At 34.4% G+C, this 15881-nt stretch carries 17 protein-coding genes and 1 pseudogene; 15 read left to right on the plus strand and 3 right to left on the minus strand.

Translation table 11 applies throughout. The annotated features are described in order from the left end of the window. Positions 1-3: 3 nt before the first annotated feature. Positions 4-708 (minus strand): response regulator transcription factor, encoded by a 705-nt coding sequence (locus ACSG5Z_RS18305; protein ID WP_088062417.1) that lies wholly within the window; start codon positions 706-708, stop codon positions 4-6. Positions 709-848: 140 nt separating this feature from the next. Here ACSG5Z_RS18305 and ACSG5Z_RS18310 point away from each other — a divergent pair, with 140 nt between their 5' ends. The 13 genes and pseudogenes from ACSG5Z_RS18310 to aceA all read left to right on the plus strand — a co-directional run bounded on the left by ACSG5Z_RS18310 (position 849) and on the right by aceA (position 12870). Beyond that, positions 849-1697 carry a CPBP family intramembrane glutamic endopeptidase gene (locus ACSG5Z_RS18310; protein WP_435711928.1) on the plus strand — a complete coding sequence of 283 codons (849 nt, stop codon included), beginning with the start codon at positions 849-851 and terminating at the stop codon, positions 1695-1697. A gap of 1 nt (position 1698) precedes the next feature. Further along, positions 1699-2055 carry a hypothetical protein gene (locus tag ACSG5Z_RS18315; RefSeq protein ID WP_435711929.1) on the plus strand — a complete coding sequence of 119 codons (357 nt, stop codon included), beginning with the start codon at positions 1699-1701 and terminating at the stop codon, positions 2053-2055. A 31-nt stretch (positions 2056-2086) separates the two neighbouring features. Continuing rightward, positions 2087-2386: a hypothetical protein gene (locus ACSG5Z_RS18320; protein ID WP_087957684.1), complete on the plus strand. Its 300-nt coding sequence runs from the start codon at positions 2087-2089 to the stop codon at positions 2384-2386. A gap of 11 nt (positions 2387-2397) precedes the next feature. After that, entirely contained in the window at positions 2398-2586 is a 189-nt protein-coding gene (locus ACSG5Z_RS18325; RefSeq protein ID WP_087957685.1) for a hypothetical protein, read from the plus strand. Between the two features lie 132 nt (positions 2587-2718). Next, complete coding sequence (locus tag ACSG5Z_RS18330; RefSeq protein WP_137011507.1) at positions 2719-3987, plus strand: M48 family metallopeptidase; 1269 nt, start codon at positions 2719-2721, stop codon at positions 3985-3987. 133 nt (positions 3988-4120) lie between these two features. Next, a pseudogene (locus ACSG5Z_RS18335) lies at positions 4121-4900 on the plus strand (MCP four helix bundle domain-containing protein); the annotation flags it as partial. Positions 4901-5056: 156 nt separating this feature from the next. Beyond that, positions 5057-5848 (plus strand): methyl-accepting chemotaxis protein, encoded by a 792-nt coding sequence (locus ACSG5Z_RS18340; RefSeq protein WP_435712027.1) that lies wholly within the window; start codon positions 5057-5059, stop codon positions 5846-5848. Between the two features lie 212 nt (positions 5849-6060). Beyond that, positions 6061-6969, plus strand: a complete 909-nt coding sequence (locus ACSG5Z_RS18345; RefSeq protein ID WP_087984702.1) for a DMT family transporter — start codon at positions 6061-6063, stop codon at positions 6967-6969. A gap of 77 nt (positions 6970-7046) precedes the next feature. Continuing rightward, positions 7047-7718, plus strand: a complete 672-nt coding sequence (locus tag ACSG5Z_RS18350) for an S-layer homology domain-containing protein (protein WP_087984703.1) — start codon at positions 7047-7049, stop codon at positions 7716-7718. A gap of 410 nt (positions 7719-8128) precedes the next feature. After that, entirely contained in the window at positions 8129-8788 is a 660-nt protein-coding gene (locus tag ACSG5Z_RS18355) for an S-layer homology domain-containing protein (RefSeq protein ID WP_087984704.1), read from the plus strand. A gap of 339 nt (positions 8789-9127) precedes the next feature. After that, entirely contained in the window at positions 9128-9790 is a 663-nt protein-coding gene (locus ACSG5Z_RS18360; RefSeq protein ID WP_088608388.1) for an S-layer homology domain-containing protein, read from the plus strand. A gap of 189 nt (positions 9791-9979) precedes the next feature. Further along, the gene (gene aceB, locus ACSG5Z_RS18365) at positions 9980-11569 is read left to right on the plus strand and encodes a malate synthase A (protein WP_087984706.1); all 1590 of its coding nucleotides are present in this window, start codon (positions 9980-9982) and stop codon (positions 11567-11569) included. Positions 11570-11592: 23 nt separating this feature from the next. Beyond that, the gene (aceA, locus tag ACSG5Z_RS18370; RefSeq protein ID WP_087984707.1) at positions 11593-12870 is read left to right on the plus strand and encodes an isocitrate lyase; all 1278 of its coding nucleotides are present in this window, start codon (positions 11593-11595) and stop codon (positions 12868-12870) included. A gap of 91 nt (positions 12871-12961) precedes the next feature. On the opposite strand, the gene ACSG5Z_RS18375 is transcribed toward aceA, so the two are convergent. After that, positions 12962-13753 (minus strand): phosphotransferase, encoded by a 792-nt coding sequence (locus ACSG5Z_RS18375; RefSeq protein ID WP_098649071.1) that lies wholly within the window; start codon positions 13751-13753, stop codon positions 12962-12964. A 374-nt stretch (positions 13754-14127) separates the two neighbouring features. On the opposite strand from ACSG5Z_RS18375, the gene cspA reads away from it, so the two are divergent. After that, positions 14128-14331, plus strand: coding sequence for an RNA chaperone/antiterminator CspA (gene cspA / locus ACSG5Z_RS18380; protein WP_000301521.1), 204 nt, complete (start codon positions 14128-14130; stop codon positions 14329-14331). A gap of 248 nt (positions 14332-14579) precedes the next feature. On the opposite strand, the gene ACSG5Z_RS18385 is transcribed toward cspA, so the two are convergent. Beyond that, positions 14580-14765, minus strand: coding sequence for a hypothetical protein (locus tag ACSG5Z_RS18385; RefSeq protein WP_435711931.1), 186 nt, complete (start codon positions 14763-14765; stop codon positions 14580-14582). A 283-nt stretch (positions 14766-15048) separates the two neighbouring features. Between ACSG5Z_RS18385 and ACSG5Z_RS18390 the strand changes: the two genes are divergently transcribed. Next, positions 15049-15630, plus strand: a complete 582-nt coding sequence (locus ACSG5Z_RS18390) for a competence protein ComK (protein WP_098201708.1) — start codon at positions 15049-15051, stop codon at positions 15628-15630. The last annotated feature ends 251 nt before the right edge of the window (positions 15631-15881 follow it).

Consider the following 15881-nt stretch of genomic DNA (forward strand, 5'->3'; position numbering starts at 1 on the left):
ACCCTACTTTGTAAGGAACTTATAGCCAAGTCCGCGAACGGTTTTTATATATTCTGGTTTACTTGGGTCTTGTTCAATTTTTTCACGTAGTTTTCGAATGTGGACCATAACGGTATTATCATCGCCATTATAGGCAGGTGCTCCCCAAACTTTCTCGTATATTTCTTCTTTCGAAAATACGTAATTCGGATTCTCGCAAAAGAAGAGTAATAGCTGAAATAGCTGGGCGGAACATTCGACAACATGTCCATTTACTGTAAGCTCTGCGGAATATCGATCAATTTCAAATCTACCAAAGGAACTGGATTGTGCTTTTTGTTCGTGTGGTACTGCTTGTTTCATATGTCTTCGGAGTTGTGCTTTCATACGAGCTACTACTTCAAGTGGATTAAATGGCTTCGTAATATAATCATCTGCACCGTGTGAAAATCCAGATATTTTATCTAAATCAGATGTTTTAGCTGTGAGGAAGAAGATCGGGCAATCTGTTTTCTGGCGAATGATTGGACAAATATCAAAACCAGATTGTCCAGGAAGCATGACATCTAAAATAATTAAATCGTATTCATTTTGCTGCGTGAGAGATAAAGCTATTTCAGCCGATGTTGCAGTTGTAATATGAGAAAAACCTTCTTTTTCAAGAATGGTAGTTAGTAATTGTAAAATTGCTGTTTCATCATCAACGAGCAAAATATTTGCTTCATACATAAAAATCCCTCCTAATTTCCTCGAATATCATATCATCTTTCGGTAACTTATGGAATTTTTAAGGAAATTTTAAGGTTTTCTTTCTCAAAAAATTAAGAATCAAATGATATGATAAAAGTAACATAGGGGAGGAGATGAGTGTGAATCCGTTTCAAACGATGCGAGTTAGGTATTTTTTAATTGTATTTGCACTATTAACTTTAGTTGCAAGAGTCAGTAATGAATTGATAGAAAATACATTTCATATGCAAAATTCTACTTTTATAAATATTCTTATATTCTATATCTTTCCGATTACATGGATTTTTTTTGAGTATAGAAAACACCGTGTTTCCTTTTCATTATTTATTAATAAAAATGAAACATTTAACCTGGTGCAAGTTTTATACATTGCACTTATGTTAGCCGTGTTTAGTTATGGATATCTTATTTTGTACATGTATAGTTTTGCATGGATTACACCGGAATTTATTATGAACGCATTACGTGAACCGGTTATTGATAGCACAGGGGGATATGTATATCAAATTATTATGGTCGTGTTCATCGCACCAATTATCGGTGAATTTGTTTTTCGCGGATTTTTACTGCAACGTTTCGCAGCAAAATGGGGAACGAGTATAGCAATCATTGTAGTAGCGATGTTGTTTGCGTTGTTACATGTTGATTTCCTAGGCGCAGTAGTATTTAGCGTTGTACTATCAATCGTATATATTCGTACAAATAGCTTACTCATGCCAATTGCTATTCACATGTTAAACAATGCATTTGTAATCGGTGCTTCTTTTCTAATAAATAAAGAAGAGATAATGAGTTTTGCAGATTTCTCAAATTATATGACGTTCTTTCCAGGACTTCTTATTTTTATAATAGGATTAAATTTAGTACTCATCTTTTTATTTGTTAACCGCAAGTATTGGAGTAAAGAAATGCCAGCTATATATGTAGAACAAGAAGAGAGTTTTTCACATGTAGTGGGGAGTAAATGAGATGAAGAAGACGATTGAAAAAATATTGAAAGAGATTATAGATGCTACGTCTATTACAGATATGTGTGATAAAAGCGTTTGTCATTGGTTTCAACCTGTAGTAGATACGATTGTGTTTCCAGAGTATTATTTGTTCTCTAGTAATCATTTAAAAGAAAATATTATTTCTCTTCTTATTGTGCTAGGGGTTTTACTACTATTTGGTCTAATAGTAGAAGAAATGATGAAGCGCATCTTCAGAAAGAATGAAGAGAAGTATATGTGGGTTCATAACGTATTCGAGAAAGTAATAGTGGCTTTCCTTTTGTTTTATAGTATGAAAACAATTATTTACTTTATAGCTTTGAAACATCATTAATTCTAAATTTGAAAGGGATGTATAAAATTATATGAATGAAACAATATCATCAAATAAGTTTTTTTATTTGATTTTGCTTAGTATTGTGCTGATAACGACAGTCAACGTTATTCTTCGCTGGGAGGAAGCTTATTTCTTTATGTATTTAGCACTCCATTTGTTAGGGATTTTATGTATAAGCGGCGGAATAGTTGCTGAAAAAAAGAGTGAAGAAAGCGTTAATTATATGTGTGTGACTGGTCTTATTTTACTATTAGCTGTACAAGGTATTATGAAATATAGTTCTTTTTCTTTACAAGATTTTAGTTTATTAATGGATGTACTTCCTTAAGGGGGCGCGTTATGTTATCTAAGAAGCAAATAGGATACGTACTAGTTTTAATTGGTTTTTTTACGATTATTGTAACGACGTTATTTTTTCAAGACTATGAATATATACGCTATATAAAAGGCGCTGGTTTAATATGTTGGGTTGTAAGTATATTTCTTATCCCAGAGTATGAACCGAAGAAAGTGTCTAAAGGTAGGTAAAACTCTTCTTTTTGTAGAAGAGTTTTTTTGTAAATAGAAGGCTCGCGAGCAATTCGCATAATAAGCTTGTTCTAATTTAGCATGTACGAACTTACAATAATAATAGACAGGCAGCATAGAGGAGGGAATAGCGTGAGGAAGGTTATTGGGTGGTCGCTTTTTTTGTACGTTGGGTTTGCATTGCTTATATATTGGTATTTATTTGGATGGAATCATGAACTGATTCCGGACATGTATAAAGGAACGAGTGCAGATCCAGAAACGTTTATGAATGCAAGAGAGCTTACGCTAAGCCAAGATTATTCGCGCGTGAAAAATTTACTGTATTTTTTAGCGACGCCTCTTGAATGGATTATTTTATTATTTGTACTTGTGCTCGGTGTTTCAAGAAAGTTTGAGAAATGGTCGAAGGAAACGACGAAAATAAGTGTCCTGCAAGTTGCGATTTATTTCTTTTATTTATCACTACTCACAACAGTTCTTGCCCTGCCGATGCAATGGATTAGCCGAAAAGTGTCCGTTGATTACGGCATTTCAACGCAAAGTACACAAAGCTGGATAAAAGATCATGTTATCGGTTTTTGGGAAAGTTATGCGACTATGTTAATCGTAGTTACTGTTCTGTTATGGCTTATCCGTAAATTCCCGAAGAGATGGTGGCTAGCGGGATGGGCACTCTCTGTTCCATTTACAATCTTTTTAACATTTATACAGCCGGTCGTTATTGATCCGCTTTATAATGACTTCTCGACGCTGAAAAATAAAGAATTAGAAACGAAAATTTTAGCGATAGCAGAAAAAGCTGATATTCCAGCTAAACATGTATATGAAGTAAATATGTCGGAAAAAACGAATGCATTAAATGCATATGTAACAGGAATTGGCCCTAACGCTCGTATTGTAATGTGGGATACAACACTTAAGCAATTAAAAGATAAAGAGATTTTATTTATAATGGCCCATGAAATAGGGCATTATGTTATGAAACATATATATTGGGGCGTTGCGAGTTATGTGTTGCTATCGTTTATAGGGATGTATCTCATTAGTCGTATTATAAATATGTGTATTCGAAAATGGGGAGATACGCTGCAAATTTCAAAAGTAGCATGTTTTTCAATTTTACCTTTATTTTTCTTAATTTCTTCTGTACTCTCTTTTGCATCACAGCCAGCAACAAACTATGTTTCTCGTATAGAAGAACGAGCAGCAGATCAATACGCTTTAGATATGACGAAAGACGGGAAATCTGGTGTAAAAACGTTTCAATATTTATCAAAGACGAGTTTAAGCCAAGTGAATCCGCCTGCGTTAGTGAAGTTTTTCTTATACACACATCCACCAATTTTCGAAAGAATTCATACGTTTGAACAATATGAGAAACAAAGCAAAAAGAAGTAGCGGTTATGCTACTTCTTTTTTAGAGATATAAGTTTTATATTGGGAATATTTATCATTGCTTTTTATTGTGATTTTGTGAATAATAAGCTATAAAATTCTAAAAATCTATATATAAAGGAATAAAGGTGAAAAAATGTATTTTTTAAAAAATTTAAAAGTGAAATATAAATTATTATCGCTTATTTCATTAGCAGTATTGAGCATGGTAATTATGAGCTGCGTAGCAATTAATTCTATTAATAAGATTAAGCATGATACAGAGGTTGTAGTAGATGATTATCAACATTCTGTAGTTTTATTAGAAGGAATGCTTCGTACACAAAATTCACTAGAGTATAACTTACTAGAATTAATTACAGCGTCACCAAATGAGGGGACAAATAAAGAGGGGATTATTGGTAATATTGAAAAGGATCTTGAAAAATATGATTCTTTATTAAAAGAATATGATGATGGCTTCAATTTAAGTAAGCAAGAGGATGAGCTGTTTCAGAAGATGAAGGAATCTTTGCCAAGTTATATGGAGACATATAAGAAGTTGTTTGATAAAGCGAAGGTAACAAATGAATCTCAAATGGTAAACGAATTTCATAAGGAATTAAAACCGAAGGGAGTAGAGTTAGCTAGTTATGCTGTAAATCTAGAAGCGTATGTTTCAAGTTTAGCTGACCAAGTATTTAAAGATTCTCAAAAAATGATAGATCGGTCCGTTATTACTTTTATCATTCTTGTAATAGTTACTACAGTCATTATATGTATAGTAAGTTATATTATTAGCAAGCTTATAGTTGCACCTTTACAAACGGTTAGTCGTATGATGGAAAGAGCAAAAGAAGGAGATTTAACTGTACATGGTGAGTATAATGCTAAGGATGAATTAGGTGTATTAGTAAGTGATTTTAACGAAATGATTGCAGGGCTAAGAACAAATATGCAAGAAGTAGAGAATAATATTCAGCTTTTATTCCAACATGCAGACGGAGTAGTATCTGCATCGGAAGTATCTAGTGGTGCAGCGAAGAAAATCACTATAGATATTGAAGAAGTTGCAAATGGCGCAGAGGGCCAAATGCAGGCAATGGAGCAAACTGCGGGTGCGATGGAAGAGTTGACACAAGGAATGCAGAGTATAGTGAATACATCATCCTCTGTAAATGAATTGTCTGCTCAATCAGCATTAGATGCAGAGAGTGGTAACAAATTAATGAAACAAATGATTCAACAGATGGATACAATCCAAAATTCAGTACATAACGGTGTGAAACAAGTAGAGACTATGAAAGAACAATCAGAAGAAATAGTTAAAATCATTGATGTTATGCAAAGTATTACCTCTCAAATTAACTTATTAGCATTAAACGCCGCAATTGAGGCTGCCCGTGCTGGGGAAAGTGGTAGAGGATTTGCAATTGTGGCAGATGAAGTAAGAAAATTAGCAGAACAATCTAGTGATTCTGCAAAACAAATTGAGAAGCTTATTACTCAAGTTATGGGAACAACGAACCATACGGTACATATGATGGGGAAAGTAGATAATGAGGTACAGGCAGGTACACAAGTAGTAATGCATACAGAAAAAGTATTTGGAAAAATTACAGAAAAAGTACAGCAAGTATCTGAGCAAATTCAAACGGTATCTATGTCTACAGATGAAATTGCAGCGAGTAGTGAAGAGATTTCGGCTTCTGTAGAAGACATGGCTCAAATATCCCAAAGATCATCTGACCGCACTGATAGGGTAAAAGAGTCTATTCAACAGCAAGAAAAATCTGTTCAAGAGATCTCGGTTTCAATTGAACATATGCATAATGCAGCAGGAGGATTAAAACAAATAGTTGCCCAATTTACTCTTCAAAAGTAGTAGTATATTTAAGTTTTAATATAGAAAAATTCCATTCAATAAATAAAAAAATCATCCTATATAACAAAGGATGATTTTTTTATGGGAATTTTGTGTAGTTATCACTTAATATATTCTAATTTTTTACAATTTTCCGATTGTAATATATAATAATACGTAATGTTTTGGAGATTTTTCATTTGTAAAAGATAGTTTATAGGAGGAGAGAAAGGGTGTTCAATAAAAAATCAATGCCGGCTATAAAAATGATCCTTTCGATGTCTATTTTCGGATCAATTGGATTTTTTTCTACTCAAACAGGTTTACCGTCTTTTGAATTAGTATTCGTTCGTTGCATTTGTGCGACTATATTTTTAGCATTATGTTGGCTCGTAACAGGACAGTATAAAAGTGAGAAATGGAATAAAAAAGAAGTAATGCAAATATTAGCATGCGGTGTATTTCTCGTTTTTAACTGGGTATTTTTATTTAAAGCGTTTGAAGTTATGTCGATTACAATTGCGATTTCAGTTTATCATCTTGCACCCATTATCGTATTAATGATTGGTAGTATTGTATTTAAAGAGAGACTTACAGTGTTTGCGGTTATGTCCATTGTCATTTGTTTTATCGGTACAGTTTTAGTAGCTGGAGTAGATGGAAGTCTATCGCTTGAAAAACTGATGTCATCTGGAATGGTATGGGCACTTCTTGCAGCATTATTTTATGCTTTTACCACTTTATTAGGAAAAGGAATTCAGCATACGAGCGCATATGCGATGACATTTTTACAAACATTTTTAGGTATATTTTTATTGCTACCATTCGTAGACTTTGGCAAGTTTCAAGGGTTAACAGAGATGAACTGGATGATGATCACAGCGACAGGTCTTATACATACGGGATTTGTATATTACTTATTTTTTGACAGTTTAAGAGGTTTATCGACGAGATTAATTTCTGTATTAGTGTTTTTAGATCCTGCTGTTGCAATCCTATTAGATACAGTCTTTACCGGATTCAGACCAACTAGTATGCAAGTAGTAGGGATTGTTCTTATATTTGTAGGAATGGCATTTACTTTTCAAAAAACGAAAGGTGAAAAAATAGTGGTAGAAGAAAAAATGTATTCGGAATTGTGAATAATTTAATCGTATTCTATTGATAATTTCCATATTTTCTGTAAAATAGATGAGTAGGAAAATAAAGGAAAAGGTAGATGAGAGAGATGAAAAAGCTAGTAAAGATCGCGACATCACTAACTTTAATGGGGGGAATATTTGTAAGTGCAAATGGTGTGTCTGCAAATACTGATGTTTCCCAAAAATCTGGTCCTAATATTATGATAGAGTTTGATGATGTAACAACAGATCATTGGGCATATGATGAAATTATGAATTTAGTATATCATCGAATTATGTATGGATATGGAAATGGTAAGTTTGGTGTAGAAGATCATATAACACGTGAACAGGCGGCGGCAGTATTACATCGTGCACTTCATTTAAAAAGAAGTGTGTTTAATGAAAATCCATATGGAGATATTAGTGGGAAATCAACAATGTTTCCTTACGAAATTTTACATTTAACGAATATTGGTATTTTTAAAGGAGACGAAAATGGAAATTTCCGTCCGAAAGATACACTGACTCGTGCAGAATTAGCACAAATTTTAACGAAAGCATATGAGTTGAAAACAAAGCGTCCGCATACATTTACAGATATACGAGAACACCATTGGGCAAGAGATGCAATTAGCGCATTACAGTCTAATAATGTAGCGGTAGGAACGGGAGATGGCAAGTTCGAGCCTGAAATGCTCGTTACACGTGGGCAATTTGCGAAGTTTTTACAACGAGCAATTGATAATTCTCCAGGGAAAATGGAATAGATAAAGAGAAAGCTCATAATTTGTGGAAGCGGTATCTTCCGCTCATTATGAGCTTTTATTAATAGATAGGTTAATATTGTCGTATGTTGTAGTTAAGTCGATATAATTGCATTTTTTGTCTAGAAAATGAACTCTTAAAATGTGAAGGATTTCTTTTAAAAAAAGTAGAATATTTATATTATAGAAACACCTTTACATGAATACAGGGAAGAAAATTGATTTGCGTACAATTCGGTATAAAAGTTGAAATCGAGAGCGAATTGGCTCTCCTTTAGTAGTGATTTTCACAATAATAGATTTTTTAAATGTAATATATTGCATAACGGGTGCGAAGGCAACATATGTAATATTGGAAAGGATTTCAGTCTATTATTTTCCGTTTTTTAAATGGAGATAAAGGGGAGAGGGCAATGAAGAAGAACATGTTACGTATAATGGCAACGGTAACTATTATGGGCGGCTTGTTTGTAAGTACAAATGTTACAAACGTAAAAGCAGAAGAATATCCAGAAATGATTGTTTTTGATGATGTTCCAGTAAACCACTGGGCATATGACGATATAATGGACGTAGTATACAATAAAGTAATGTTAGGCTATGGAAATGGTAAGTTTGGTGTAGGAGATAATGTAACACGAGAACAAGTAGCAGCAGTACTTTATCGTACATTGAATTTGAAAAAAGAAGGACCTTTAAAAAATCCATACAAAGATATTTCTGAGAGGGCAACAATGTTTTTAGATGAAATTTTAGTATTAACAAAGCATGGTATTTTTGAAGGTGATGAAAAAGGAAACTTTAGACCAGCCGCACCTGTAACACGTGCAGAAATGGCGCAAATTCTTACGAAAGCATTTACATTTGAGGTGAAGAAGAACCATACATTTAAAGATGTACCAAATAATCACTGGGCAAAAAATGCGATCAGTGCACTGCAGTCTAATCATGTCATAGTAGGAACAGGAAATGGGGAATTTGAACCGAATAAAGTTGTAACACGTGAGCAATATGCAACGTTTTTAAATAAAGCTGTTTTTTATTTTCCTGTAAAAGATGAGGATTATGAATGAAAGTTAAAATATAAGGACATTTATATTATATCGATATAATATAAAGTAATAAAAAAGCGTGGGAATTCCACGCTTTTTTATTGTTTTATATTATTTATAAGTATATAAATTTTCTATTCATAATTTAGCTGTTGGAATTTAGTGGATAAGAAGAGATTGAATAAAGTAACTTTTTCTTGTTTAAATATGAGATTTAGTAACTTTATTATTAATAGAGTGTAAATAAAAGTATATGAAATATAGTTCATAAATTAGACAAAAATCACATGGGAATTGTATTGTTACGCTTTCGTTAATTCTTTATATTAGAAAAAAATATGTTTTTAGGGAGAGAATACTTTGAAGAAAAAAATTTTAAAAGTAGCAACAGCTTTAACAATTATGGGTGGAGTAGCATTTAGTGCTGAGGGGACTACAGCAAAAGCTGAATTAGCTGCAAAGCCACAACAAGCAAGTCAGGCAATCTTTACAGATGTACCAGCAGGACATTGGTCTTATAAAGCAATTCAAACTTTAGCAGAACATGAAATTATGCTTGGTTACGGAAATGGTGTGTTCGGTTTTGGACATAACGTAAATCGTGAACAAGTAGCCGCTTTAATTTATCGCGCACTAGATCTTGATGAAGAATTTGGTGAAGATGAGGTATTAGAAAGCCCATATAATGATATTGTTGATGATAACTCAACGATGTTTCCTTTTGAAGTTTTAGCAGTAACAGAATTAGGTATCTTTACAGGTGACGAGAATGGGAACTTCAGACCAAAAGCTACGTTAACACGTGCAGAAATGGCGCAAGTTCTTACAAGGGCATTTGGATTACAAGTACAAGGAACAGCAAAATTTAAAGATGTACCAAAGGGACATTGGGCAGAAAATGCGATTAATGCAGTAGGTTCAAATGGTATTTCAGTAGGAGATGGAAAGGGTAACTTCGCTCCGAACATGAAAGTAACACGTGAACAATATGCTCAGTTCTTATTTAATTCAATGTTTAAATAAATAATAAAGAAGGAGCCGGTGTTGTATAACACTGGCTTCTTTTTTATATGTAATGCCGGTGGAAGAATACAGTTTTGTAAAAAAAGAAATTAAATTTTCGAAAAAAACTTCCTTTTCTGAAGATTTGTTATATAATATAAAACATAAAATCAAATCTGTTATAAAACAGTTTAAGAAGGGGATGCTAATATGTCGACGCAAACTTCACGGGTTACATTGCCCGGAGAAATGTTACCAGCGTACAACGAAATATTGACACCTGAGGCGCTTAGTTTTTTAAAGGAACTACATGAAAATTTTAATAAGCGCCGCATAGAACTTTTACAAAAGCGTGCGGAGAAACAAAAGAGAATTGATGCAGGAGAGTTTCCGAAGTTTTTAGAAGAAACAAAGCGCATACGTGAAGCGGATTGGACAATTGCTCAATTGCCAAAAGATTTAGAGGATCGCCGCGTAGAGATTACTGGACCAGTGGATAGAAAGATGGTTATTAACGCTTTAAATTCAGGAGCGCATCTTTTTATGGCAGATTTCGAAGATTCGAATTCACCAACTTGGGAAAATGCAATTGAAGGTCAAATAAATTTACGAGATGCAGTGCAGGGAACGATTTCACATAAAAATGAAAACGGAAAAGAATATCGTTTAAATAGTAAAACAGCAGTATTAATTGTGCGTCCAAGAGGATGGCATTTAGAAGAAAAACATATGCAAGTTGATGGGAAGAATATGTCTGGTAGCTTAGTAGATTTCGGACTTTATTTTTTCCATAATGCAAAGGCTCTTTTAGCAAAAGGAAGCGGTCCATACTTTTACTTACCGAAAATGGAAAGCCATTTAGAAGCAAGGTTATGGAATGATGTTTTCGTATTTGCTCAAAAATATATTGGTATTCCAAACGGAACGATCAAAGCGACGGTGTTACTGGAAACGATTCACGCTTCGTTTGAAATGGATGAAATTTTGTATGAGCTTAAAGATCATTCTGCTGGGTTAAATTGCGGAAGATGGGATTATATTTTCAGCTTTCTAAAGAGCTTTCGTAAACATAATAAATTTTTACTTCCAGATAGAGCGCAAGTCACGATGACGGCGCCATTTATGCGCGCGTATTCTTTGAAAGTCATTCAAACGTGTCACCGTCGTAATGCACCAGCTATTGGAGGAATGGCGGCACAAATTCCAATTAAAAACAATCCAGAAGCGAATGAAGCAGCTTTTGAAAAAGTGCGTGCAGATAAAGAGCGCGAGGCTTTAGACGGGCATGACGGGACTTGGGTTGCCCACCCGGGACTTGTACCAGTCGCGATGGAAGTATTTAATCACATTATGAAAACACCGAATCAAATTTTTAGAAAACGCGAAGAAATACATGTTACAGAAAAGGATTTATTAGAAGTACCAGTGGGAACGATTACAGAAGAGGGACTTCGCCTAAATATTAGCGTAGGTATTCAATATATCGCATCTTGGTTAAGTGGACGGGGAGCGGCACCAATTTATAACTTAATGGAAGATGCGGCAACAGCGGAAATTTCTAGGGCACAAGTATGGCAATGGATTCGCCATGAAGGTGGAAAGCTAAATGACGGTCGTAATATTACGCTTGAATTGATGGAAGAGCTAAAAGAAGAAGAACTAGCAAAAATAGAAAGAGAGATTGGTAAAGAAGCCTTTAAGAAAGGGAGATTCCAAGAGGCGACAACGTTATTTACAAATCTCGTTCGGAATGATGAATTTGTACCATTTTTAACATTACCAGGTTATGAAATTTTATAAAAAGTGAAAAGGGGATGGAACAAATGAAAAATGAAAGAATCGAGAAATTACAAGAGAGTTGGGAACTAGATACGCGTTGGAAAGGAATCACACGTCCATATTCGGCAGAAGATGTAATTCGCTTGCGCGGGTCAATTGATATTGAACATACATTAGCGCGCCGCGGTGCTGAAAAGCTTTGGGCGTCGCTTCATACGGAAGATTATATTAACGCACTTGGCGCATTAACAGGAAACCAAGCGATGCAACAAGTGAAAGCTGGGCTAAAAGCAATTTATTTAAGTGGATGGCAAGTCGCTGCGGATGCGAACCTTTCTGGACATATGTATCCAGACCAAAGTTTATATCCAGCGAACAGCGTACCTGCTGTAGTGAAACGAATTAATCAAACACTTCAACGTGCGGATCAAATTCAGCATATGGAAGGAAGCGGTGATACAGATTATTTCGTACCGATTGTAGCAGATGCAGAAGCTGGATTTGGCGGACAATTAAACGTATTTGAACTGATGAAAGGTATGATTGAAGCAGGTGCATCAGGTGTGCACTTTGAAGATCAATTATCTTCAGAGAAAAAATGTGGCCATTTAGGCGGAAAAGTATTACTACCAACGCAAACAGCGGTGCGTAATTTAATCTCGGCACGCCTTGCAGCAGACGTAATGGGAGTGCCGACAATTATTGTTGCAAGAACAGATGCGGATGCAGCAGATTTAATTACGAGTGATATTGATCCTGTTGATCAAGCGTTTATTACAGGAGAAAGAACACCAGAAGGATTTTACCGTACAAAAGCAGGTCTTGATCAAGCGATTGCACGTGGTTTAGCATACGCTCCTTATGCAGATCTCGTTTGGTGCGAAACATCTGAACCAAATTTAGAAGATGCAAAACGATTTGCGGATGCAATTCATAAAGAGCATCCAGGGAAATTGCTTGCATATAACTGTTCACCTTCATTTAACTGGAAACAAAAATTAGATGAAAAAACAATTGCAAGCTTTCAAAAAGAAATCGCATCTTACGGTTATAAGTTCCAGTTCGTAACACTAGCGGGATTCCACTCATTAAACTACGGCATGTTTGAATTAGCACGTGGCTATAAAGAGCGCGGCATGGCAGCATACTCTGAACTACAACAAGCAGAATTCGCAGCAGAAAAACACGGCTACTCTGCAACTCGTCACCAACGCGAAGTAGGAACAGGTTACTTTGATGAAGTAGCTCAAGTTATTACAGGCGGTACTTCATCAACGACAGCGCTAAAAGGATCTACAGAAGAAGCACAGTTTACGAAATAAAAGGAAGGGGCACCTTTTTGAAGGGTGCTCCTTATTATTTTCGGAACGATTTTTCACATATATCGATTTACCGACAAAAAAGACGATATTATCAAATCCACTCAGCTCTATGATCGCGAATAAACTTCATATCTTTCTCATAATGCTCTAAATGTCCTTCATCAATCATTTTTTGGAAATTCAAATCGCCTTCTTGTGCTTTTCTTTTCATATATGTACATAATGCTTCTAATCGTAGTAACACTATTCCTAAGTAATCTTCGTCCATATGTTTACCGTAGGACTGGACAAACAATTTCACTCTTTCTTTCATACGGCTAGCATGTTGTGCCGATTCATAATGAACTGCCTCACCCGATTCTGTATAATACACTCTACTTAAAGGTACACAAGTATAAAGCGTATAAGCGATATCCCAAATTCTCGGGCCAGGAGCAGCAACATCGAAATCAATAATACCTACTGGTTTCTTGTCATGAAAAATAATGTTATATATAGCAAAATCGTTATGGCAAATAACCTCAATGTTATTTGGAGTAAGATCCATCGGTTGCCATTCATCTGATAAGGGAAAGTCACTTACCGCATCATGATAAAGGCGGAGTATCTTTGCTATTTCTTTCAAAACAGCATTAGACCGCATATATTCTTTTAAAGGATAATTCCCAGCGTCTCCTTCAATAAAGGATAAAATCTCTCTATCTTTTTCATCTACACCTAAAAACTTTGGAGCGTGATGAAATCCTTTGTTTTCTAAGTGTTGTAATAATGTATGAATTTTTGTACTACCTGGCTTTAATTCTCGCCGAACAGTATTTTCAGAACGATATACATTTGATACATTTCCCCCTGTAAGTTTTTCTTCGTTGGCGTAGTTTGACATATAATCCCCCTCCAATATAACGACTGTACGATTATATTGTAACACTTCAGAACAAGGGATGTAATCGTATTCAAATGATGTATGTGTTCACTTTATAGTGAAATCCGCACATACTAAAATCAATTATTTACGAACGTACAATCAATTTAATTTGTCAGTTATTTTCAAAAAAGATTGTACATTTCATTTTAAGTATGCTATGATGAAGTCAGTTGAATAGTTAAATTAAGCAATCCATATATTATCAAGTGCCGAAAAACGAACGAGAAAAAGTATGTGAGAACTAGTTTATGTTTCGTGTTTGATAATGTGTGGATTCTTTTTTTATACAGGAAGACTAAAATAAATTGTGTTTTCTTTAGGAGGAAATAATTATGGCAGTAACAGGACAAGTAAAATGGTTTAACAACGAAAAAGGATTCGGTTTCATCGAAGTTCCAGGCGAAAACGATGTATTCGTACATTTCTCTGCAATCGAAACTGAAGGTTTCAAATCTCTAGAAGAAGGTCAAAAAGTTAGCTTCGAAATCGAAGATGGTAACCGTGGACCTCAAGCTAAAAACGTAATCAAACTATAATTTTATAGTTCATTATGGAAAAGGATGGCTGCTGCCATCCTTTTTTTGTTGTAATATACGAGCATAATGATTATATTTTGGGGAAAAGTATACAAATGAAGTCATACTCGATGTTCGTAGCGGGAATAAAGAAGATCTACACAATACGATTGAAGAAATCTCATTCGCTCGCTTTAGATGAATAAGAAAAAATAGTCGTTTTTTTGAGGACGAAGAAGAGTAAAAGGCTTTCCAAAATGGAAGGCCTTTTACTCTTCTTTTCCAATCTTTTTCTTTTCGGGTTTCTTACATTCAGAGCATTTCGATTTACGAAAAGGCTTTGCAAAGAATAGTAGAATGAAAAATAAGCCGAATATAATGCTGGATGAGTTTTTCACGATCACAATGCTGCTATTTTTCATTTGAATCGTTGGTTGCATTTCTTTTTCTTCCATAGTGGACCTCCATTTATTGGATTTTCCTTTTAATTATAGCAAAGTTAATTGTCGTAATGATGCGAAATGAGGAAGCAGTTGTAAATATTTATCAGTAGTATAAATACATTTTATATAGGTTTTTATTGCGAAAACAATATATCGTTATTTTATAATTTAAAAGATGTTTGATAAATGATAAATTATTGTAAAAAAGCGGAATCTGAAAACCATTTCCTTTTCATAGGTGCTAGAATTATATATGCAGCTGCTAATATAAATAGAAAAAAGGAGACAGTAGAATATGGAAAGTAAAGTAGAACGCTATGTCGAAAACTATGTGGTAAATAAAAATACAATGGCCTTACTTCCTGTTATTCTAAGTGAAAAGAAAATCGTTACACGAGTTGTTGAGATGGAAGATTCTTTTTTCGTATTTCAAAAGCCCCTAGATATTATAGAAAGAAGTTGCCGCAAGCATGGCTCTAGTTTCTTAGGCAGAAAAGAAGGAACGAAAGAGTTAACTCATATTACACATAAAGCACCGATTGCGATTAGTCCGGCAGATCAACTTTATTTTTTTCCCACTTATTCATACTCTAGAAAAGAGTGTGCTTGGTTGTCTCATTTTTATATTGAAAGTAATAAAGAGTCAAAAGATGGAAATGTTATTGTTAGATTTATAAATGGATTTGCTGTGAAATTAGAAATATCAAAAAGCAGTTTTGAAAATCAACTAAATCGTACAGCGAAATTGCGTACTGAATATGAAGATCGTAGAAAAAAACAAGGGAATCCTTGTTTTAAAGAGATTGATAAAACTCAAGAATCTCGATTAAAACCAGCATACGAGAAAGTATATTTTGTGAAAGAAGAGGAAGTTTAAGAGGATGGGGAAAAATCCCCATCTTTTTTATTTGTCAGTTTTTATCGGTAAGTCGATATATTCGAAAAATCGCTGATAAAAATCGAGTTGTGGTTGATATATTTGAAAAATCGCTGATAAAATGCGAGTTACAATCGATATATTCAGAAAATCGTCGATATAATTTCAGTTACTGAGGAATTTGCCACTAAAACAAAAGGATCATTTCCAAAATCGCAAAACGTCTTGTCGAATATTGATAGATTATCATA

It is taken from the genome of Bacillus pretiosus (genome assembly GCF_051294775.1).
In the GTDB taxonomy this organism is placed as follows: domain Bacteria; phylum Bacillota; class Bacilli; order Bacillales; family Bacillaceae_G; genus Bacillus_A; species Bacillus_A wiedmannii.